Genomic DNA, 18938 nt, shown 5'->3' with positions numbered 1-18938 from the left:
GCGGGAGTTGGTCAGCCGGTCTTTCGTCGGCCCTGAGAGGGCTTGATTCCGGCGAGCGTGAGCACGGACGTGGCCGTCGGCGCCGTCTCCGGCTGCTCAGCGGGGCGCACTCGGTGCATCTCCTTGATGGCCTCCAGCTCGGAGGCGTCGAAAACCACGGCCGCGCCGATCTTCTGGTGCGGCAGCTTGTCGAGGTTGTCCTTCAAGTAGCGCGGGAAACAACGCAGGAGCTGCGCGGCCTCGTCCAGCGAGTAGTTCTCGGCGATCACCGTGTGACCTCAGCGCGTGCCTCGAAGTCGTCGCTGTCGACGTCGAGGATCCCGGCCAATACCGCTCGCAGCCGGGGACGCGGGATGTACACCCCGCGTTCGATCCGGCTCAGGTGGGAGTGGTGGACCGTCACTCCTCGGGAGGCGCACTGGGCTGCGAGATCCTCCAGGGTCAGCCCCAGCCGAATCCGCTGGCTGCGCAGTGGTCCTGCGTTTCTCTGTGCCATGTTGCGCAGCCTAGCCACAGATTGACGCAAGTGGCAACAAGTCTGTGCCGTTTTGTGTGTCTGGAAGGGGTGTCTTGACCGCAGGAAGGCACTGTCCTGTGTGCCGACCTGCGCTAATCTGCGTTCCGAGCGGCCTGGGCTACAGGGCGCTGAACCGACAGTCGGTAGACGGAGGGCGTCCATGTCAGAGCTGTCGCGGCTCGACGGTGCAATGAACGCCAGGCGTCTAGAGCTCGGGCTGGCCTGGAAGGACGTCGCGAATGTCGCTGGCATCTCGTACGAGACGCTGCGCGGGGTCCGGAGAGGCAGTACTGCTGGTGCAGAGCTGACGCTGCGCCGCATCGAGCGAGCGCTCAAGTGGGCGCCGGGCAGCATCGATGCGGTAGTGGCCGGCGGTGAGGCGACACCCCTCGGTGATACCGGTCAAGGGGACCAGCCGGCGCCCGAGCCATCCATAGATCCACGAGTCGAAGCGATCATGACAATCCTTGACGGCCTGCCGCGGCGGGTGCAGGTGCAGGTGCTGCGCCGTTTGGGTGATCGTCTGGACGACCTGATGTCGGGCGGGCAGTGATTCAGCCATCTGCTTGGTCAGGCTGTACGGCCGTGTGACCAGCGGTGTTCCCACGGGAACACGGACGCGTGACAGGGCGGGTCTAGACGGGAACGGACGGGCAAGAGCGGGTCACGGAACTGCTGGTGACAGCGTTTCAGCAGGTCAGAGCACCCGGCGGATCGGGTTCAAGTCCGGTTCCGGGCACATTTCCGACCTTCCGACGGTCGCCGGTGTGACACGCGGCACGCGTGTGGTGTCACGATCCTGGAAAGATCCTCCCCCAGCACTAGGGCAGACGCTTTGCGTCCCTATTACTCTTGTGGCAAGGCCACGCAGGGTGGCCATGGAGGAGTGAGATGAGGAGCAGTAACCCGGTCTTCTCGCGACGGGGCTTCAGCCGCGACAACGGCCACGCGGGCTTCAACGCGGCGCCGCAGGCCGGGGGCCCCGCTGTAGGAACCAACCCGTACGCGACCAACCCCTACGCGACCAACCCGTACGCGCCCCAGCAGGGCGCGGGACACGGCGCGGGACCGCAGGCGCCCGCGCGCACCGACGTCATGACGATCGACGACGTCGTGACCCGCACCGCGATGACGCTGGGCACGGTCATCCTCACGGCGGTTCTCTCGTGGGTCCTGCTGCCGGTCGACGAGGCCAACATCGGCAAGTCGTACGGCATCGCGATCGGTGCCGCGCTGGTGGCGGTCGTCCTGTCGCTGATCCAGTCCTTCAAGCGCCGGCCGACCCCGGCGCTGATCCTCGCGTACGCCGCCTTCGAGGGTGTCTTCCTCGGTGTCATCAGCAGCGCGGTGAGCACGTACATCGCGCCGGGCGTGGTGGTCCAGGCGGTCATGGGCACGATGGCGGTCTTCGCCGGTGTGCTGTTCGCGTACAAGATGCGCTGGATCCGCGTCACCCGCCGCTTCTACGGCTTCGTGATGGCAGCGGCCATGGGCTTCGTGCTCCTGATGGTCGCCAACCTGCTCTTCAGTGTCTTCGGCGGCGGTGACGGCCTCGGCTTCCGCAGCGGCGGGCTGGGCATCATCTTCGGCATCGTCGGGGTCGTCCTCGGCGCGTGCTTCCTGGCGCTGGACTTCAAGCAGGTCGAGGACGGCGTCGCGTACGGCGCTCCGCGCGAGGAGTCCTGGCTCGCGGCCTTCGGCCTCACGCTGACCCTGGTGTGGATCTACCTGGAGATGCTGCGGCTGCTGTCGATCCTCCAAGGCAACGACTGACGCGTGGCGGTCACCGTCCGGCACGGTGACACAGAGCTGACCCGGAGGGGTCCGCGGGCCTGGTGCCCGCGGGCCCCTTCTCCGTTGTGTGCCGCTGTCGTGGTGTGCCGCTGTCGTGCACCGGTCGTATGGTGTGCGGTTCCCCCGGCCGTGTGGTTCCTGTGGCCGTTGACGGCGGCCCCGCCGGGGCGCGTAGGGTCGGCGGGGTGCTCGACACAACGCCGCTGACGGCCACCGTGGACCGATTCGCCGACCGCCTGCGGGCCGCTCCCCGGAGCCGGCTCCAGCGCGGAGCGGCGGCCGAGGCACTCGCTCTGGCCAGGGAACTGTCCGTACGGGCCCAGCGGCTCGAAGCGCCCGGCGAGGAGCCGCGGACCATGCCGGACGCCGGTGTCTTCGTCGTGGCGGACCAGCTCACGGTCGCGGCCGCGGATCTGGCCGAGGCATTGAGAACGACCCCGTCCGTGAAGGAGCTGGACGAGGCCGTGAGGTCGGTCGAGCGGGCGGTCGGCCGCGCGGCCCTGTGAGGGTGAGGCCACGGCGGGGCCGTCGACGGCTACAGCGAGGCGATGACGCGGTCCGCGAGGATATAGACGTGCTCGGCGGCCTCCCCGTCGGCGGCGGAGCCCCCGGGGCCGGTGGCGTCGCCGTCGCCGTCTTCGCTTCCGTCGCCTCCGTACGAGAACGTCAGGGTGTACGCGCCGGAGACACCGGACCCGCCCAGCAGGAACGGGGCGTCGCCCGCGCGCAGTGCCGCCGCGAGCCGTTCGGCGGTCTCCCGGTGGCCCGGGGTCATGCAGAGCGTCGTGCCGTCGGCGAAGACATACACGTCGAGCGTGCCCAGCGGCCCCGGCCGTACATCGGCGAGCGCCGTACGGGTCTCGGCCAGCTCTTCGAGCCGGGTGATCGTGCGCTCGTGGTCGGTGACGACGGGCGTCTGGAACGGTACGAAGTCCGGGTGCGAGGGATGCCGGCGGCGGGCCGCGGCCAGTTCCGGCGAGTCCTCCGTGAAATCGCCGGTCTCGCCGATGCCGGCGCCGCCGCCCGCTCCACTCACCTCACCGACTCCGCTGACCTCACTGACCTCGCTGAGGTCCGGGTAGTCGGCGAAGCTGTCGAGGGCCTCGGCCGCGTCGAGATCCAGGGACTCAAGACCGGCGAAGTCCACCTGGCGCGGGATGTAGAACGGTCCGTCCTCGGCGCCGAGGCCCGCGAGTCCGCCGAGCAGCGACGGGGTGTCGGCCGCGTCCCTGGCCTCCTGGGCGGCCCAGAAGGCGCGCGCCTCGGCCAGCTCGCGCTCGCGCTCCTCGGCGAGCGCCTCGGCGACGGCGTTGCGTATGGCGTCGGGGCAGTCGGCCTGGGCCGCGCTTCTGGCCTGCGGTACGGCGGCGGTGAGACCCCCCGGATTCACCGCGGCCAGTTCGACCCGCAGGGCGCTGACCTGCCTGCGCAGTCCGTGAGCGGCGTGCAGGGCGGCGATGCCCACGGCTGTGGAGGCGGCTGTGGTCAGCAGCAGGGCAAGAGACATGGCGCTCACTGACTACTCCCGTTCCGATCGGTACCCCCGACTTCCTACCTCAGCTTGTCCCGGGTGGGATCCAACCGTCAGTGCATTACGTCACGAAATGGACAGGTCTTTGGGCCTTAGGTTTACTCTCATCGACGCCCTGACCTGGACAAACGAATCTCCCCCTGGGCTAGGTCACATCCTGGGGGAGATTCAGTCACGACTGGGGATCGGTGGGGTTTATCCATACGATTCCGGACGGTGTGGCTACGCTGCGCGACGAGTCTCCGCATTTCGGACACTTCGCGCGCGGACGCGATTCGCGCGGGGGCGGGCTCAGCTCAGCCGCTCGATCACCATGGCCATGCCCTGGCCGCCGCCGACGCACATGGTCTCCAGGCCGAACTGCTTGTCGTGGAACTGGAGGCTGTTGATCAGTGTGCCGGTGATCCGGGCGCCGGTCATGCCGAAGGGGTGGCCGACGGCGATCGCGCCGCCGTTGACGTTCAGCTTCTCCAGCGGGATGTCCAGGTCCTGGTAGGACGGGATCACCTGGGCCGCGAAGGCCTCGTTGATCTCGACCAGATCGATGTCGCCGATGGTCAGCCCGGCGCGCGAGAGCGCCTGCCGGGACGCCTCGACCGGGCCGTATCCCATGATCTCCGGCGAGAGCGCGGTGACCCCGGTGGAGACGATCCGGGCCAGCGGGGTCAGTCCCAGCTCGCGCGCCTTGGTGTCGGACATGATCACGAGCGCGGCGGCGCCGTCGTTGAGCGGACAGCAGTTGCCCGCCGTGACCAGACCGTCGGGGCGGAAGACGGGCTTGAGGCCCCGCACCCCTTCCAGGGTGACCCCGGCGCGCGGTCCGTCGTCCTTCGTCACGACCGTGCCGTCCGGGACCGTCACGGGCGTGATCTCGCGCTCCCAGAAGCCGTTCTTGAGGGCTTCCTCGGCGAGGTTCTGCGACCGTACGCCGAACTCGTCCATCTCCTGCCGGGTGATGCCCTTGAACCGGGCCAGGTTCTCGGCGGTCTGCCCCATCGCGATGTACGCGTCGGGGACGAGGCCGTCCTCGCGCGGGTCGTGCCACTCCGCGCCCTCGCTCCGCGCGACGGAGGCCGTACGGGCCTCGGCGTCGGAGAAGAGCGGGTTGTGGGTGCCGGGCATCCCGTCCGAGGAGCCGTTGACCTGGCGCGAGACCATCTCGACGCCGGCCGAGATGAAGACGTCTCCCTCGCCGGCCCTGATGGCGTGCAGCGCCATCCGGGAGGTCTGGAGGGACGAGGAGCAGTAGCGGGTGATGGTGCAGCCGGGCAAGTGGTCCATACCGAGCTGGACGGCGACGATCCGGCCCAGATTGTGCCCCTGCTCGCCGCCGGGCAGCCCGCAGCCGAGCATCAGGTCGTCGATGTCGCGGGGGTCCAGCTCGGGGATCTTGGCGAGCGCGGCCCCGATGATCGTGGCCGTCAGGTCGTCGGGCCGCACTTCCTTGAGCGACCCCTTGAAGGCCCGGCCGATGGGGGAACGGGCGGCAGAGACGATCACGGCTTCGGGCATCACGGCTCCAGGAGGCAGAAGGCAGGGCTGACGTGGAAGTTACCGGTACGTAGCGCCGGGGGGCACCCGGCCGGTCGTGTGATGAGGACCTCTTTTCCAAGCGCTTGCTCAGCGAGTGAACGGGCGAGTGGGCGGGGGGTGGATGCGGGGCGGGCGCGGGGCGCCGGGCCGGGAAGTCCGGCAGGGGCCCTGGGCGGCTCGACGTGTCGTATGTCCGGGTGCCATACGTCCGGGCGCCGCCTTCCGCGTCACACCTTCGTGTCATACCTCCCGGTGTCATACCTCCCGGGGCACCTGGCTCGGTTCCGGCGGGGCCGCTTCCGTCTGGGGCGGGAGACTGCGGCGCCGGCGGTGTTTCAGCAGGGCCCAGGGGGCGCGGGCCGCGGTGACCTCCGTGCCCGCCCGGGACGCCGCCGCCGAGGCCGCCTTCGCCACCGGGAGCATGTCCTCGTCGCGGGACGCGTCCAGCTGGTCCGTCTCCGGCCAGAGGTCCAGCACCGCGCAGAGTGTGGGCAGGACCGCCATCGCCGCGGTCGCGTAGCCCTCCGCCGAGGGGTGGTAGTTGTCCGGGCCGAACAGCTCCCGCGGATTCGCGGCGAACTCCGGGCCCAGCAGATCGCCCAGCGAGACCGTACGGCCGCCCTGCTCGACCGCCACGATCGTCTGCGCCGCGGCGAGCTGGCGGCTCACCCGGCGCGCCAGCCACCGCAGCGGCTGGTACACCGGCTCGATGGTGCCGAGGTCCGGACAGGTCCCCACGACCACCTCCGCCCCGGCCGTGCGCAGCCGCCGCACCGCCGCCGCCAGATACCGCACCGAACGGGTGGCCGGCATCCGGTGCGTCACATCGTTCGCGCCGACGATGATCACGCAGACGTCCGGGACCCGCGCCGGGTCCGCGAGAAGCTGGGTCACCTGGCGGTCCAGATCGTCCGACTGGGCACCGGGCAGAGCCACGTTCCGCAGCTCCACGGGCCGCTCCGCGACCGCCGCGAGCCCCGAGGCCAGCAGCGCCCCAGGGGTCTGCCCCGCCCGCCGTACGCCCTGGCCCGCCGCCGTGGAGTCTCCGAGCATGCCCATCCGCAGCGGCGGCTCGGTGTGTCCGTACGCCAGTCCGTACCAGCCGTCACCGCTCGGCGGAACGGGGGCCGCACCGCCGCCCACCGACCGCTTCGCCAGTTGCAGTTCCGCCAGCACCACTCCGACGCCGGCCGCCCCCAGCAGGCCGATGCTCCCGCCGCCATAGGCCGCGCCCGCGGCGATCCGCCGTGCCACCCTCGCCCTCGACACAGTCCGAGCCACCTCCCTCTGGCCGTACGTATGAGCCAGCCGTACGTCTGAGCCGACCGTACGCACGAGTATGGGTACGTACACCAGCTAACTGCCCCGTAAGGACCGTCGCCCAATCTCGCGCGCGTACGCATACCCTGGCCGGACCATCACGGAGACCCCGGAGACAACGGTGCAATTCCACGACTCGATGATCAGTCTGGTTGGCAATACCCCCCTGCTGAAGCTGCACAGCGTGACGGCGGGAATCCAGGCGACAGTCCTGGCGAAGGTCGAATACTTCAACCCCGGCGGTTCGGTCAAGGACCGGATCGCCCTGCGCATGATCGAGGCGGCCGAGGAGAGCGGTGAGCTGCTTCCCGGCGGCACGATCGTCGAGCCGACGAGCGGCAACACCGGCGTCGGTCTCGCCATCGTGGCCCAGCGGAAGGGCTACAAGTGTGTCTTCGTCTGCCCGGACAAGGTCTCCACGGACAAGATCAATGTGCTGCGCGCGTACGGCGCCGAGGTCGTCGTCTGCCCGACGGCGGTCGACCCCGAGCACCCCGACTCGTACTACAACGTCTCCGACCGGCTGGTGCGTGAGACGCCGGGCGCCTGGAAGCCGGACCAGTACAGCAACCCCAACAACCCGCGCTCGCACTACGAGACCACCGGTCCCGAACTGTGGGAGCAGACCGACGGGCGGATCACCCACTTCGTCGCCGGCGTCGGTACGGGCGGCACCATCACGGGCACCGGCCGCTATCTCAAGGAGGTCAGCGGCGGGCGTGTGCGGATCGTGGGCGCCGACCCGGAGGGGTCGGTCTACTCCGGCGGTTCCGGGCGGCCGTATCTGGTCGAGGGCGTCGGTGAGGACTTCTGGCCGACCGCGTACGACCGTACGGTGACGGACGAGATCGTCGCCGTGTCCGACAAGGACTCCTTCCGGATGACCCGGCGGCTGGCCAAGGAGGAGGGCCTGCTCGTCGGCGGCTCCTGCGGGATGGCGGTCGTGGCCGCGCTGAAGGTCGCCGAGGGGCTCGGCCCCGACGATGTCGTGGTCGTCCTGCTGCCGGACAGCGGGCGCGGCTATCTCAGCAAGATCTTCAACGACGAGTGGATGAACGACTACGGCTTCCTGGAGCAGGGCGGCGGCGCGGTGACCGTCGGCGATGTCCTGCGGCACAAGGCGGGCGCGATCCCGACGCTCGTCCATATGCACCCGGAGGAGACGGTCGGCGACGCGATCGAGGTGCTGCGGGAGTACGGCGTCTCACAGATGCCGATCGTGAAGCCGGGGGCCGGACACCCGGATGTGATGGCCGCGGAGGTCATCGGCTCCGTGGTGGAGCGGGAACTGCTGGACGCGCTCTTCACCCAGCGGGCCTCGCTCGGCGACTCGCTGGAGAAACATATGTCGTCCCCGCTGCCGCAGGTCGGCTCGGGCGAGCCGGTGGCCGATCTGATGACCGCGCTGAGCGGTTCCGACGGCGCCGACGCGGCGATCGTGCTGGTCGAGGGGAAGCCGACAGGGGTGGTGAGCAGGCAGGATCTGCTGGCGTATCTGTCGAAGGCCTGATCTCGACGGTTGTGTAGCGAGCGGTTCAATGGGCGATGGCGCGTATCCGCGAAAGTGGTACGAGCGCGACACGTCCACGCAGCACCCGCTTAACACGCGTCCTGCACAGTAGTGGTTGTCGGCGTCAAGGACCTCCGGAGCGGCTCCCGGACCTCCATGGACGCCAAGGACACGAACCCCGGCCCTGACCCGGACCGTGTCCCTCGCGGGGACCGCCGTCGTCCCGCCCCCCGGTAACGGGGGTGCGGCGGTCCCCGCGACTATCTTTCGACTATCTTTCGCGCGTTCCCGCCGCCGCTTTCCCGCACCGACCGGCTTGCGCCGACCGTGCCGGCTCGGCGGCTTCCGGCTTCCGGCTTCCGCCGCTCAGTCCTCCCAGTCGGACGACGGCCGGTGGCGCTTTCCGGGCATCCGGGGCCGACCGCGCGAGGCATGGACCACATTGACCCCGACGATGCCCAGCCAGCAGACGACCAGGCCCTTGAAGTCCGCGTTCACCGCGGCGATGGCGGACAGCGGGATCGCCAGGATCAGCGAGACGACGCCGAACCCGAAGCGTTCGCCGAATCCCTCCACGGGGCCGGCCGTACGGGAGCCCCGGGCGGCCGCCATCTGCCGCTCGGCCAGCTCACGCCGGACACGGCGCTCGACCGTACCGTCCAGACGCTGCTCGATCTTCTCCAGGAACGACTCGACGAGCGCGGGCTCGTAATCCGCCCCCAGCTCGTGGCGTGCCTGGAGGGTGGCGTGGAGTTCCTTCGTGAGCTCGGGTTTCAGCTCGGGGTCGCGGCTATCCATACCGCTACGGTACGAACCACCGCGCACCCGGGCAGTGGGGCTAGCCCCCCTCTTGGCGTCCGCCGCGTCAGTGATCCGTGGCGCGGGGGTGTCCTATGCCCGCGAAGGTGATCCAGCAGGTGAAGCGGGCGGTGTCCGCGAGATACCAGACGCGGCCGCCCCCGGTCACCTCGATCTGCCATTGCTCGCAGGTCCGGCCACGATGGGTCCCGTGAGCAAGAGTGCCCTTCAGCCGGTGGTGCCGTGCTGTCTCCTCGCGCGGAGTGGGGTCTGTGCGCAGGGTGACCCAGGCGCGGTAGGTGTTCCCGCGAGCCTGCTGGGCGAGGGACTCCCACCCCTTGGCCGAGGCCCCGTCGGCGAAGCGGACCTCCCACTGGCCCTCCGGCGCGGGAGGCGCTGCTCTGTCTCCGCGACCCGTGCTCATGGGGCGTCCACCGGGGCGGGGGCGGGGCCGTAGTCCGCGTCGTGGTCCCTGGTGAGCGCGCTCAGCAGTTCGGGGTCGGAGTACGCCTCCGCGGTGTGCTGCCAGGCGATGAGCATCTGGGCCACGGAGGCGTTGTTGGACACGGAGTCGGCCGCGCGCATGGTGTCGACCAGTTCGACCGCGAAGGCGTGCACATCCGGGTCGGGCAGGAATCTGACCCAGGGGAAGGCGTCCGGCAGTATGTCGAGCAGGAGCTCCACACTGCCGGGTTCGCGTCGTGTCATCGCGGCGAGCATGCGGGTGGCGGCCGACACCACGGTCCGGTCCTGTTCGGCCCGTGCGGCTGTGGTGAGGACCAGATCCTCCCCGTCCCGACGGTGCAGGAGCAGCCGTGGTGACTCCTTCAGCCGGGCAAGTGTCTGCTTGTTCTTGTTCACCAGTTCGGAGAAGTTGACGGCAGCGTTGTCGGAAGCCATGACTTTGAAAGTACTTCGAAACTCCTTCGCTCGCCATCGCCCGTACGGGGGAAACCAGCCGCCTCGGCGGCCGAGGGTCACTTCTTCGTCAGGCCGTGGGTGGCGGCCCAGGCGCGGGCCACTTCGTCCGGGTCCTTCTTGTCCTTGTCGACCTGGCGGTTGAGTTCGGTGAGGGCCTCCGTGGTGAGGGTGTTGCCCAGGCGGGCCAGTGCCCTGCGTACCGTCGAGTCGGCCTTGCGGTCGGCGATCAGGGGGACGATGTGCTGGCCGGGGACGAGGTTCTCGGGGTCGGCGAGGACCACCCAGCCCTCGGCGACGATGTCCGTGTCCGTGGTGAAGAGGTTGGCGACATCCACGTCCCCCTTCTTCAGGGCTCCCTTCACCAGGGGGCCCGAGGAGTCGAGCGACTTGAACTCCCTGAACTCCACGCCGTACACCTCCTTGAGCCCGACGACCCCGACCACCCGCTTCTTCACCTCGGGCGCGGCGCCGAGGACCAGCCTGCCGTTCTGCTTCTTCAGGTCCGCCAGTGTCACGAGGCCGTACTTCTCGGCGGTCTCGCGGGTGACGGCGAAGGCGTCCGAGTCCTCGGCCCGGCCGTACGGGAGGACCTGGAGGCCCGCCGGGAGGGCGATGGCGAGGGCGTTCTGCATCTCGCCCTCCTCCGTGGCGGTCGCCTTCGCGTCGAGATAGTGGAGCAGCGCGCCCTGGTACTCGGGGAGCAGATCGATGTCGCCGCCCCTGAGGGCCGGGATCAGGATCTCGCGGGTGCCGAGGTTGGCGCGGACGGTGGTCTTCACCCCGACGGCTTCGAGCACCGTCGCGTAGAGATGACCGAGGATCTGGTTCTCGGTGAAGTTGGCCGTGCCGATCGTGATGCCGCCCGCGCTGGAGCCGCCTCCCGCGCCGCCTCCGCCCTGGCCGTCCAGGGAGGTGATGCCGGTGCTGCACGCGGCCAGTACGGGTATGGAGGCACCGGCGAGCAGACCGCCGAGCAGTGTGCGCCGGGTGTTTCCTGTGTTCCGGGTGTTCATCGGAGTGGTGTCTCCCTAGACGGCGGTGCGACGGCGGAACAGAACGCGCTGGAGTCCGGACAGCGCCAGATCGAGGACGACGGCGACGGCCGCCACCAGCACCGCGCCGCCCAGCACCTGGACGAGGTCGCGCTGGGCCAGGCCGTCGAAGACATACCGGCCGAGTCCGCCGAAGCTGACGTACGCGGCGATGGTCGCCGTCGCCACCACCTGGATCAGCGCGAGCCGCAGCCCGGTCATGATCAGCGGGAGCGCCAGCGGGATCTCGACCTGGAACAGCACCTGGTGGCCGCGCATGCCCTGGCCCCTGGCCGCGTCCTTCACCTCCGGGTCGACGGCGGTCATCCCCGCGTACGTATTGGTCACGACGGCCGGGACGGCGAGGGCGACCAGCGCCACATACACCGGCGTCATGGAGAGACCGCTCGCCAGGAAGACCAGTACGACCAGACCGACCGTGGGCAGGGCCCGGCCGAACGAGGCGAGATTGATGGCGACGAACGCGCCCCGGCCCGTATGCCCGATCAGCAGTCCGAGCGGCAGCGCGATCACGGCGGCGATCAGGGTCGCGAGCAGGGAGTACTGGAGGTGTTCCGCGAGCCGGTGGCCGATGCCGTCGGCACCCGTCCACTGCTCGCCCGAGACCAGCCAGGAGCCCAGATCCTCGAAGAGTTCGTACATGGTGGGTGTCAGCCCCTTCCTTCCCGCGTCCGGGGTTCCCGTGTCCACGGGGTGAGGACGTACTGCACGGCCACCAGCAGGGCGTCCGCGACCAGCGCGAGCAGCAGGGTCAGCACGACGCCCGCCGCCACCGGGGTGGGGAAGTCGCGCTGGAAGCCGTCGGTGAAGAGCTGTCCGAGACCGCCGTCCCCGATGTACGTGGCGACACTCACGAGTGAGATCGACATGACGGTGGCGATCCGTACCCCGGCCATGATCACGGGGAGCGCGAGCGGCAGCTCGACGGTGAGGAGCGTACGCAGCGGGCGGGTGCCCATGGCGACGGCGGCCTCACGGGCCTTGGCGGGTACGGAGTCGAGCCCTTCGACGGTGTTCCGCAGCAGCACGACGAGCGTGTAGACCGTCAGACCGATGACGGTGGTGGTCCTGGTCAGCCCGGAGACGGGCAGCAGCAGGACGAAGACCGCGATGGACGGGATCGTGAACAGGACGTTGGAGAGCCCGAGGAGGAAGCCGCGCAGGGGCCGGACCCGGTGGGCGAGCACCGCGAGGGGGAGCGAGATCAGCAGACCGAGGAGCACGGCGGTGAGCGCGGCCTGGAGATGGGAGAGGGTGAGGGTGGTGAGATCGCCCGCGTGGTCGGAGATCCATCCCCATTCGATGGTCATACGGCTCCGCCCGGGGTCCTGGGCCCGCTCCCGGCGGCTGCCGCGGCGCCAGGGGCCGTGGCGCCCGTGCTCGTCGGGGAGGCGGCTTCCCTGGCCGCCCGCGCAGCCTCCTGGTGTCTGCGGCCCGCGTGCTCGTGGATCGTCTCCCGTGAGGTGACCCCCGTCAGCACGCCCTCGGCGTCGACCCGCGCTATCAGACCCGTCGGCGACGCGATCGACTCGTTCAGCGCCGCGAGCAGCGAGTCCGTGTCCCGCAGCGGCCGTACGGGCATCAGGGGGCCGGACGGTCCGGAACCACCCGACGGGTCCGGGGTGAGCCAGCCGAGGGGCTCGTTCCGGGCGGACACCACCAGATACGGCCCGTCGTCGTACGGCCCGCCGTCGTACCCACCCTCGCCCGGCGCACCCTCGCCCGGACGCGGCACCGGCTCGCCCTCCCGTACGGTCCGTACCGCCGTCGCCACCTGCCGCGCGGGCACCTCCGCGAGCGTCGTCAGCGACAGCAGCTTCAGCTCGCGTTCCGCGCCGAGGAAGCCGGCGACGAATCCGTCCGCCGGCCGGGCCAGCAGCTCCGCGGGCGTGGCGCACTGCACCAGATGGCCGCCCGTGCGGAAGACGGCGATCCGGTCGCCGAGCCGTACCGCCTCGTCGATGTCGTGGGTGACGAAGACGATGGTCTTGTTCAGATCCTTCTGGAGACGGAGCAGCTCGTCCTGGAGCTGGGTCCGTACCACCGGGTCGACCGCGCCGAACGGCTCGTCCATCAGCAGCACCGGCGGATCCGCCGCCAGCGCCCTCGCCACCCCGACCCGCTGCTGCTGGCCGCCGGAGAGCTGATGCGGATAGCGCTTGCCCGCCTCCGCCGTCAGCCCCACGGTCTCCAGCAGCTCCGCAGCCCGCGTACGGGCCTTCCGCCGGCCCCAGCCCAGCAGCAGCGGCACGGTCGCGATGTTGTCGAGGACCGTACGGTGCGGGAAGAGCCCGGACTGCTGGATGACATAGCCGATACCGCGCCGCAGCTCGGCGGCGTCCTGCTCCAGGACGTTCCTGCCGCCCAGCCGGATGGTGCCCGAGGTCGGTTCGACCATCCGGTTGATCATGCGCAGCGTGGTGGTCTTACCGCATCCGGAGGAGCCGACCAGGACGGTGATACCGCCCTCCGGCATCTCCAGGGTGAGGTCGTGAACCGCCGTGGTGCCGTTGGGGAAGCGTTTGTTCACCGCGTCGAATCTGATCATCAGTCGTCCCTTGCCCGGCCTGCATATAGTCATGCAGAGTTCTTGGTGTCTGAATAGATTGTCAATGCCCTGGCGTAAATCACTGGTTACGGATGGTCGCGGGGTGAGACGTAACGTCTGGAATGGAGGCGTTCGCGCATGATGTCGTCCCACATGGTGGACCCGCCGGGTACGGGGAGCCCCGTGAGCACGCCCGTGAGCACGCCCCTCGTCGTTCTGGACGGACAGAGCCTCCCGGTCGCCGATGTCGTCCGGCTGGCGGACGGCGCCGCACATCCCGTACCCGGGACCGAGGCGATGAAGCGCGTCGAGCAGAGCTGGCATCTCGCCCGTGAACTGGCGGGATCGGGCCGGGTGTACGGACGCTCCACCGGCGTCGGCGCCAATCGCACCGAGGCCGTGCCCACCGAGGCCGCCGCCGGCCACGGGCTGCGGCTGCTGCGCAGCCACGCCGGCGCCATCGGCGAACCGCTGCCGGCCCGTCAGGTCCGCGCCATGCTCGCAGTGCGCGCCAACCAGTTGCTCGCCGGCGGCGCGGGACTGCGCCCCACCGTCGTCACCGCGCTCTGCGAGGCGCTGGGGTCCGGCGCGTACCCCGTCGTCAATGAATACGGTTCGGTCGGTACGGGCGACATCGCGGCCCTCGCGCAGATGGGCCTCGCCCTCGCCGGGGAACGCCCCTGGGAGCACGCCTGGGAGGGCGGCGGACCGCCTCCCGAGGCCCAGCTCCTCGACAACAACGACGCCCTCGCCCTGATCAGCAGCAATGCCCTGACGCTCGGTCAGTCCGCGCTCGCCCTCGACGAGTTGAGACGGCTCGTCGCCGCCACCGAGCTGGTCGCCGCGCTCTCCCTGCTGGCCGTCGACGGCTCGTACGAGGCGTACGCGGAGCCCGTGCACGCGGCGCGCCGGCACCCCGGCTCGTACGCCGTCGCCGCCGATATGCGGCGCTTCCTCGGCGCCCCGGAACGGCCGGGACCACCGCTCGGCCGGATACAGGACCCGTACGGCTTCCGCTGTGTCCCGCAGATCCACGGCCCGGCGCGCGACGCCGCCGACGCGCTGGAGAAAACCCTCACCGTCGAGATCAACGCAGCCGCCGAGAACCCGCTGATCAGTGCCGGCACGGAGGCCGACCCGGTCCCCGCCGCCTACCACCACGGCGGTTTCTATCTCGCCCAACTCGCCCTGGCGCTCGACCACTTCAGGCTCTCGCTGGTGCAGACCGCACGGCTGTCCACCTCCCGGCTCTCCGCGCTCAACGAGCCCGCTTTCACCCGGCTGCGGCCCTTCCTCGCCGACGGCGAGCCCGCCAGCTCCGGGGTGATGATCCTGGAGTACGCCGCCGGGGCCGCCCTCGGTGATCTGCGGGCCTACTCGGCGCCCGCCTCGCTGGGCCACGCGGTACTGTCCCGGGGCGTGGAGGAGCAGGCCAGTTTCGCCTCGCTGGCGGCGCGTCAGACGCTGCGCGCGGGCAGCGCGTACCGCCTGGTCGTCGGCTGTGAGCTGGTCGCCGCCGTACGGGCCCTGCGCCAGCGCGGACTGCGCCCCGAGCCGGGACTCGCGGTCGGACGGGCCTTCGAGCTGGCCGAGACCGTACTCGACGAGGAGGTCGGCGACCGTCCGCTGACCGATGATGTGACGGCGGCCGCCGCGCTGCTCGACCGCTTCACCGAGCTGGCCGCCGACGACGGGCGGCGGGCCCGTACGAACGCCACCACCCGCACGAGTAACGACCGGCCGGACCAGCCAGACCGGCCAGCTCAGACAGACCAGCCAGCTCAGACAGATCAGGTAGATCAGACAAGGGGGATCGCATGAGCGACAGCCCTGCCGCCCGACTCCAGCAGCTCTTCGAGGGCCACCGGCTGACCCCCACCCAGCGGCGCATCGCGCACAGCATGGTGCGCCGGGCGGGGGACGCGCCGTTCCTGTCCAGCGTCGAACTGGCCGAACTGGCCGGAGTCAGCCAGCCGTCCGTCACCCGCTTCGCGGTCGCCCTCGGCTTCGACGGCTATCCGGCGCTGCGCAGACATCTGCGGGAGGTCGCGCCCGGCGCTCCCGTGGCGGGCGAGACCACCCTCAACGAGTACCAGCAGGCCGTACGCGGCGAGATCGAGAACCTGCGGCAGCTCGCGGAGCTGCTCGCCGACCCCGAGCCGGTCGAACGGGCCGGCCGGCTGCTCGCCGCCTCCCGTCCGCTGCCGGTGCTCGGTCTGCGCGCGGCCTCCTCGCAGGCGCGTGGCTTCGCCTACTTCGCGGCGAAGGTCCATCCGGACGTACGGCTGCTCGACGAGGGCGGCACGATGCTCGCCGACCGGATCGACACCGCCCGGCACGCGGGCGCGAGCACGCTGCTCTGCTTCGCGCTGCCGCGCCATCCGAGGGAGGTCGTGGAGACGCTGGCGTACGCGCGGTCGGCCGGGCTGACGGTGGTGACGGTCGCCGACTCCGCGTTCGCGCCCGTCGCCAAGCACAGCGATGTGCTGATTCCGGCGGCCGTCGGCACCGGCCTCGCCTTCGACACGGCGTGTGCGCCGATGCTGCTGGGGCGGATGCTGCTGGAGGCGATGTGCGACGGGCTGCCGGAGGCGCAGGCGCGGCTGGAGGAGTTCGACGCGCGGGCGGCGGCGCGGGGGCTCTTCGTGGAGTAGCTCCGTGGAACAGCTTCGTGGAACAGCTCCGCTCCGTTCTGCCGCGTTCCGCTCCGTTCCGCTCCGTTCCGTTCCGTGCGTTCTCAGGAAAACTTCAGAGAACGTCATTAATCTGCCCGCCAAACTCACCGGAACGAGGAGGCGGACAGTGGGACGCGGAGGGCAGTCTCTGGCACGGGTGGCAGTGATCGTACGGGCCGGCGCGGTCCCGCTGTGGTGGCTCGGGGTGCTCGCCGCCGGGATCGGGATCGTGTTCCCCGGACTGACCGGCCGCAGGATCGGTGTCTACGCGGGGGCGGCGCTCTTCGTGGTGTGTGCCGCGGCCGTCGCCCTCGTACACCGCCGCAGATACAGCGCGTGGGCGGAACGGACCGAGCGGGCGGGCCGGCACGACCATCTCCAGGACCGTCGTGTGACCACCCGGAACTGGCGGCGGGCACACCGCTGGTGGCTGCTCGCGGGCTTTCTCGTGGCCGTGGCCGGTTCGTCGGCGCTGCCCGGCGCGGGCGGCGGCGCCCTGGCGGGTGCGGCCGCCGGTCTCTGGCTCAAGGCCGGCTGGCTGGGACGCCGGGAGCGGCGCGAGGACGAACTGCTGTGGGTGCGCACCGACTGGGCCGGCTCCGGCCGGCCCGTCGGCAAGCGGGTGAAGGGCTTCCGTACGACGGGTGTCGGCGCGGGCGACGCGGCGCCGGGCGGAACACGCCGGCGCTGAGCCGGGGGCGCGGCGCGGTCGGCCGTCGGGGTGGGCCCGGGGGCGGTTCCCGGACGGCCGCCCGCCCCTCGGCCGCCCGCCCCTCGGCCGCCCGCCCCTCGGCCGCCTGCCGGGCGGGCCCCGTCGGGTCGGTGGGCACCGTACCCGGACAGGGCCCATGGCCCGGGGCGGCCGGGGTCCGTCGTCGGACCCGGGCGGTCACACCTCCAGCTCGGCCTCTATCTTCATGAGCTGATGGCGGGCCATCGCCAGATTCGCGCGTGACTTGTCGAGCGCCAGATAGAGGAACAGCCCGTTGTTGCCACGCCCCTTGAGCAGCCGGATCAGGTGGTACTGGCCGCCGAGGGTGATCAGGATGTCCTCGATCTCCTCCTTGATCCCGAGCAGTTCCAGTGCGCGGACCTTGGCCCTGACCACATCGGTGTTGCCGGCCGCGGCGACCGTCATGTCGAGGTCCTTGCTGCCGCCCGCCGTACCGAGGGCCATCCCGCTGGTGTAGTCGACGAGGGCGGCCCCCAGGGCTCCTTCGATGGCGGTCGTGGCTTGCTTGAGAGCCGCGTCGGTGTTGGCCATGGATGTCGTACTTCCTTCCGTTCCGATGGAGGTCCGGGGAATTCCGGACGTCCGGGTGGTGCGTGAAGTCGCGCGAGGGAGGGAGAGGGGGAGCGGGCGAGGGAGGGGGACAGGGAGCGGGAGGCTCAGGCGTTCTCCAGCCGTTCGAGGGCGCCGTCGACCAGTTCGCCGATACGGGCACCGGAGCGGCGGCCCTCCAGATGGAGCCGGCCCACATTGATCCTGGGCTCCGCGAGGAGCGTCAGGACCGCCGAGGAGCCCGCCGCGTACGTCGCGACATAGCCCAGCTCCCCGCGGATCACCAGCTCCCGGAATCCGCCCTGGCCCGTGGTGTCCGTGAGCCGTACGGCGACGCCCAGCGCGGCGGCCGTGAGCGCGGCCACCCCCTCGGGCTCGACCCCGGTGGTGTCCTGGGCCAGCACCAGACCGTCCGTACTGGCCGCGAGCGCGCCCGTGAGCTGGGGCAGCCGGGCCCGCAGCCGTCTGAGTTCGCCGAGCACCTCGGCTTCTGCCGTCATGAGCTGTCTCCTCTCGGCACGCGCCCGCAGAGCGCGCCTCATGACGCCGTGGCGGCGTACCGGACGGGGCAGGCGAGGCAAGGGACGGGCTGGATGGGCGAGGGCTGGATGAGCACGGACCGGAAAGAGGCGGACCGGAAGGGGGCGGACCGCGGGGGGATGGAGCGGAAAGGGATGGAGCGGGGAGTCACAGGCTTGCCTCCAGGGCGTCGCGGAGCCGGCGTAACAGGGCGATGTCCGGGTCGGCGGCGACCGTCGCGACCCAGGAGGGGACCGGCGCGGGCGGGGCCGCCGACGGTTCGTCGGGCGTCTCGACCAGTCCGGCCGCGGCCAGCCGCCGGACATCGAGCAGGGTGTGGAAGGCGGGCCGTCCCAGGGCCCACGCGATGGCCACCGGGGTCCGCACCCCGTCGGCCAGTTCCAGCAGGGCGCGCTGGCGGCGGGTGACGGCCTGACCGGGTGCGGGCCCGCGGGCCACCACGGGGGCGGTGTCGACGGCCGGATACGGCCAGACCCGGTCGAGGAGTTCGCGTCTGCGCCGTGTCTCACGCTCGACGGCCGCCGCCGGTACGGGACGTACGGGACCGATCCAGTGGGCCACGCCGTAACGGAAGCGGGTGGGGCCGCTGCCCGGCGCGAGTGCGAAGAAGGCCGCGTCGAACAGCGCGCCGAGGTGGCAGATCTCCAGCTCGCCGTCGCCGAGCCGGCCGCTCTCCACGAGGAATCTGCCGACCTCGCGGCGGGCACCGGCCCGGTCCACCGCCTCCTCCCAGCCCGCGCGCGGCAGTCGGCCGCCCGCGGTGAGCAGGACGTCGATCCCGGGAGCGGCGGGGCTCTCGGCGTGCACGATGCGGCCGTCGGTGAGATAGAGCGTGCCGTGGTCGCGGAGGAGGGCGCCGGTGGCGCGTTCGCCGGCCAGCCGGACGAGCATCGGGGAGACGGAGGCGGAGGCGGTCG

General features: G+C 70.9%; 22 protein-coding genes. 7 read left to right on the top strand and 15 right to left on the bottom strand.

What is annotated here, in order from left to right:
• Nucleotides 1-11: 11 nt before the first annotated feature.
• Both ACWGDX_RS02885 and ACWGDX_RS02880 read right to left on the bottom strand, forming a co-directional pair.
• Nucleotides 12-269 (bottom strand): hypothetical protein, encoded by a 258-nt coding sequence (locus ACWGDX_RS02885; RefSeq protein WP_453621563.1) that lies wholly within the window; start codon nucleotides 267-269, stop codon nucleotides 12-14.
• Nucleotides 266-496, bottom strand: coding sequence for a helix-turn-helix domain-containing protein (locus ACWGDX_RS02880; protein ID WP_453621561.1), 231 nt, complete (start codon nucleotides 494-496; stop codon nucleotides 266-268). The genes ACWGDX_RS02885 and ACWGDX_RS02880 overlap by 4 nt, the downstream gene beginning before the upstream one ends.
• Nucleotides 497-677: 181 nt before the next feature.
• Here ACWGDX_RS02880 and ACWGDX_RS02875 point away from each other — a divergent pair, with 181 nt between their 5' ends.
• From ACWGDX_RS02875 to ACWGDX_RS02865, 3 genes are all read left to right on the top strand, one after another.
• Nucleotides 678-1070: a hypothetical protein gene (locus tag ACWGDX_RS02875; RefSeq protein WP_453621559.1), complete on the top strand. Its 393-nt coding sequence runs from the start codon at nucleotides 678-680 to the stop codon at nucleotides 1068-1070.
• A gap of 338 nt (nucleotides 1071-1408) precedes the next feature.
• Nucleotides 1409-2290 (top strand): Bax inhibitor-1/YccA family protein, encoded by an 882-nt coding sequence (locus tag ACWGDX_RS02870; RefSeq protein ID WP_453621557.1) that lies wholly within the window; start codon nucleotides 1409-1411, stop codon nucleotides 2288-2290.
• 206 nt (nucleotides 2291-2496) lie between these two features.
• Nucleotides 2497-2817 carry a hypothetical protein gene (locus ACWGDX_RS02865; RefSeq protein ID WP_453621555.1) on the top strand — a complete coding sequence of 107 codons (321 nt, stop codon included), beginning with the start codon at nucleotides 2497-2499 and terminating at the stop codon, nucleotides 2815-2817.
• Nucleotides 2818-2846: 29 nt separating this feature from the next.
• Here ACWGDX_RS02865 and ACWGDX_RS02860 read toward each other — a convergent pair whose 3' ends face one another.
• The 3 genes from ACWGDX_RS02860 to ACWGDX_RS02850 form a co-directional block, all read right to left on the bottom strand.
• Nucleotides 2847-3818: a hypothetical protein gene (locus ACWGDX_RS02860; protein WP_453621840.1), complete on the bottom strand. Its 972-nt coding sequence runs from the start codon at nucleotides 3816-3818 to the stop codon at nucleotides 2847-2849.
• A gap of 315 nt (nucleotides 3819-4133) precedes the next feature.
• Complete coding sequence (locus ACWGDX_RS02855; protein ID WP_453621553.1) at nucleotides 4134-5354, bottom strand: acetyl-CoA C-acetyltransferase; 1221 nt, start codon at nucleotides 5352-5354, stop codon at nucleotides 4134-4136.
• Nucleotides 5355-5630: 276 nt separating this feature from the next.
• A complete protein-coding gene (locus tag ACWGDX_RS02850; protein WP_453621838.1) occupies nucleotides 5631-6629 on the bottom strand; it encodes an SGNH/GDSL hydrolase family protein in 999 nt (332 codons plus the stop codon).
• A 187-nt stretch (nucleotides 6630-6816) separates the two neighbouring features.
• Between ACWGDX_RS02850 and ACWGDX_RS02845 the strand changes: the two genes are divergently transcribed.
• Complete coding sequence (locus ACWGDX_RS02845) at nucleotides 6817-8205, top strand: cystathionine beta-synthase (RefSeq protein ID WP_453621551.1); 1389 nt, start codon at nucleotides 6817-6819, stop codon at nucleotides 8203-8205.
• Between the two features lie 366 nt (nucleotides 8206-8571).
• Here the strand turns inward: ACWGDX_RS02845 and ACWGDX_RS02840 are convergent, their stop codons facing one another.
• The 7 genes from ACWGDX_RS02840 to ACWGDX_RS02810 form a co-directional block, all read right to left on the bottom strand.
• On the bottom strand, nucleotides 8572-9003 hold the full coding sequence (locus tag ACWGDX_RS02840) for a hypothetical protein (RefSeq protein WP_453621549.1): 432 nt from the start codon (nucleotides 9001-9003) through the stop codon (nucleotides 8572-8574).
• A gap of 67 nt (nucleotides 9004-9070) precedes the next feature.
• Nucleotides 9071-9427 (bottom strand): hypothetical protein, encoded by a 357-nt coding sequence (locus tag ACWGDX_RS02835; protein WP_453621547.1) that lies wholly within the window; start codon nucleotides 9425-9427, stop codon nucleotides 9071-9073.
• Complete coding sequence (locus ACWGDX_RS02830; protein WP_453621545.1) at nucleotides 9424-9903, bottom strand: hypothetical protein; 480 nt, start codon at nucleotides 9901-9903, stop codon at nucleotides 9424-9426. The genes ACWGDX_RS02835 and ACWGDX_RS02830 overlap by 4 nt, the downstream gene beginning before the upstream one ends.
• Nucleotides 9904-9980: 77 nt before the next feature.
• On the bottom strand, nucleotides 9981-10937 hold the full coding sequence (locus ACWGDX_RS02825) for an ABC transporter substrate-binding protein (RefSeq protein ID WP_453621543.1): 957 nt from the start codon (nucleotides 10935-10937) through the stop codon (nucleotides 9981-9983).
• Nucleotides 10938-10952: 15 nt separating this feature from the next.
• Nucleotides 10953-11618: an ABC transporter permease gene (locus ACWGDX_RS02820; RefSeq protein ID WP_453621836.1), complete on the bottom strand. Its 666-nt coding sequence runs from the start codon at nucleotides 11616-11618 to the stop codon at nucleotides 10953-10955.
• A gap of 8 nt (nucleotides 11619-11626) precedes the next feature.
• Nucleotides 11627-12286, bottom strand: a complete 660-nt coding sequence (locus ACWGDX_RS02815) for an ABC transporter permease (protein ID WP_453621541.1) — start codon at nucleotides 12284-12286, stop codon at nucleotides 11627-11629.
• Nucleotides 12283-13524, bottom strand: coding sequence for an ABC transporter ATP-binding protein (locus tag ACWGDX_RS02810; protein ID WP_453621539.1), 1242 nt, complete (start codon nucleotides 13522-13524; stop codon nucleotides 12283-12285). The genes ACWGDX_RS02815 and ACWGDX_RS02810 overlap by 4 nt, the downstream gene beginning before the upstream one ends.
• Nucleotides 13525-13665: 141 nt before the next feature.
• Here ACWGDX_RS02810 and ACWGDX_RS02805 point away from each other — a divergent pair, with 141 nt between their 5' ends.
• From ACWGDX_RS02805 to ACWGDX_RS02795, 3 genes are all read left to right on the top strand, one after another.
• Nucleotides 13666-15345, top strand: a complete 1680-nt coding sequence (locus ACWGDX_RS02805) for an aromatic amino acid ammonia-lyase (RefSeq protein WP_453621834.1) — start codon at nucleotides 13666-13668, stop codon at nucleotides 15343-15345.
• On the top strand, nucleotides 15342-16178 hold the full coding sequence (locus ACWGDX_RS02800; RefSeq protein ID WP_453621537.1) for a MurR/RpiR family transcriptional regulator: 837 nt from the start codon (nucleotides 15342-15344) through the stop codon (nucleotides 16176-16178). The genes ACWGDX_RS02805 and ACWGDX_RS02800 overlap by 4 nt, the downstream gene beginning before the upstream one ends.
• Nucleotides 16179-16326: 148 nt before the next feature.
• A complete protein-coding gene (locus ACWGDX_RS02795) occupies nucleotides 16327-16890 on the top strand; it encodes a hypothetical protein (RefSeq protein ID WP_453621535.1) in 564 nt (187 codons plus the stop codon).
• 198 nt (nucleotides 16891-17088) lie between these two features.
• On the opposite strand, the gene ACWGDX_RS02790 is transcribed toward ACWGDX_RS02795, so the two are convergent.
• The 3 genes from ACWGDX_RS02790 to ACWGDX_RS02780 all read right to left on the bottom strand — a co-directional run bounded on the left by ACWGDX_RS02790 (nucleotide 17089) and on the right by ACWGDX_RS02780 (nucleotide 18912).
• Complete coding sequence (locus tag ACWGDX_RS02790; protein ID WP_453621533.1) at nucleotides 17089-17463, bottom strand: hypothetical protein; 375 nt, start codon at nucleotides 17461-17463, stop codon at nucleotides 17089-17091.
• Between the two features lie 125 nt (nucleotides 17464-17588).
• Nucleotides 17589-18023: a roadblock/LC7 domain-containing protein gene (locus ACWGDX_RS02785; protein ID WP_382856249.1), complete on the bottom strand. Its 435-nt coding sequence runs from the start codon at nucleotides 18021-18023 to the stop codon at nucleotides 17589-17591.
• A 145-nt stretch (nucleotides 18024-18168) separates the two neighbouring features.
• Nucleotides 18169-18912, bottom strand: a complete 744-nt coding sequence (locus tag ACWGDX_RS02780) for a transcriptional regulator (protein ID WP_363079488.1) — start codon at nucleotides 18910-18912, stop codon at nucleotides 18169-18171.
• Nucleotides 18913-18938: the final 26 nt, after the last annotated feature.

It is taken from the genome of Streptomyces sp. NPDC055025, from assembly GCF_053608565.1.
Note: the sequence above shows the minus strand (reverse complement) of the source record. Positions and strands in the feature narration are given on the sequence as shown.

Coding starts and splice junctions, on each gene's coding strand:
- ACWGDX_RS02880 (WP_453621561.1), bottom strand. CDS start 496: ATGGCACAGAGAAACGCAGGACCACTGCGCAGCCAGCGGATTCGGCTG.
- ACWGDX_RS02875 (WP_453621559.1), top strand. CDS start 678: ATGTCAGAGCTGTCGCGGCTCGACGGTGCAATGAACGCCAGGCGTCTA.
- ACWGDX_RS02870 (WP_453621557.1), top strand. CDS start 1,409: ATGAGGAGCAGTAACCCGGTCTTCTCGCGACGGGGCTTCAGCCGCGAC.
- ACWGDX_RS02860 (WP_453621840.1), bottom strand. CDS start 3,818: ATGTCTCTTGCCCTGCTGCTGACCACAGCCGCCTCCACAGCCGTGGGC.
- ACWGDX_RS02855 (WP_453621553.1), bottom strand. CDS start 5,354: ATGCCCGAAGCCGTGATCGTCTCTGCCGCCCGTTCCCCCATCGGCCGG.
- ACWGDX_RS02840 (WP_453621549.1), bottom strand. CDS start 9,003: ATGGATAGCCGCGACCCCGAGCTGAAACCCGAGCTCACGAAGGAACTC.
- ACWGDX_RS02835 (WP_453621547.1), bottom strand. CDS start 9,427: ATGAGCACGGGTCGCGGAGACAGAGCAGCGCCTCCCGCGCCGGAGGGC.
- ACWGDX_RS02830 (WP_453621545.1), bottom strand. CDS start 9,903: ATGGCTTCCGACAACGCTGCCGTCAACTTCTCCGAACTGGTGAACAAG.
- ACWGDX_RS02825 (WP_453621543.1), bottom strand. CDS start 10,937: ATGAACACCCGGAACACAGGAAACACCCGGCGCACACTGCTCGGCGGT.
- ACWGDX_RS02820 (WP_453621836.1), bottom strand. CDS start 11,618: ATGTACGAACTCTTCGAGGATCTGGGCTCCTGGCTGGTCTCGGGCGAG.
- ACWGDX_RS02815 (WP_453621541.1), bottom strand. CDS start 12,286: ATGACCATCGAATGGGGATGGATCTCCGACCACGCGGGCGATCTCACC.
- ACWGDX_RS02810 (WP_453621539.1), bottom strand. CDS start 13,524: ATGATCAGATTCGACGCGGTGAACAAACGCTTCCCCAACGGCACCACG.
- ACWGDX_RS02805 (WP_453621834.1), top strand. CDS start 13,666: ATGTCGTCCCACATGGTGGACCCGCCGGGTACGGGGAGCCCCGTGAGC.
- ACWGDX_RS02800 (WP_453621537.1), top strand. CDS start 15,342: ATGAGCGACAGCCCTGCCGCCCGACTCCAGCAGCTCTTCGAGGGCCAC.
- ACWGDX_RS02790 (WP_453621533.1), bottom strand. CDS start 17,463: ATGGCCAACACCGACGCGGCTCTCAAGCAAGCCACGACCGCCATCGAA.
- ACWGDX_RS02785 (WP_382856249.1), bottom strand. CDS start 18,023: ATGAGGCGCGCTCTGCGGGCGCGTGCCGAGAGGAGACAGCTCATGACG.
- ACWGDX_RS02780 (WP_363079488.1), bottom strand. CDS start 18,912: ATGCTCGTCCGGCTGGCCGGCGAACGCGCCACCGGCGCCCTCCTCCGC.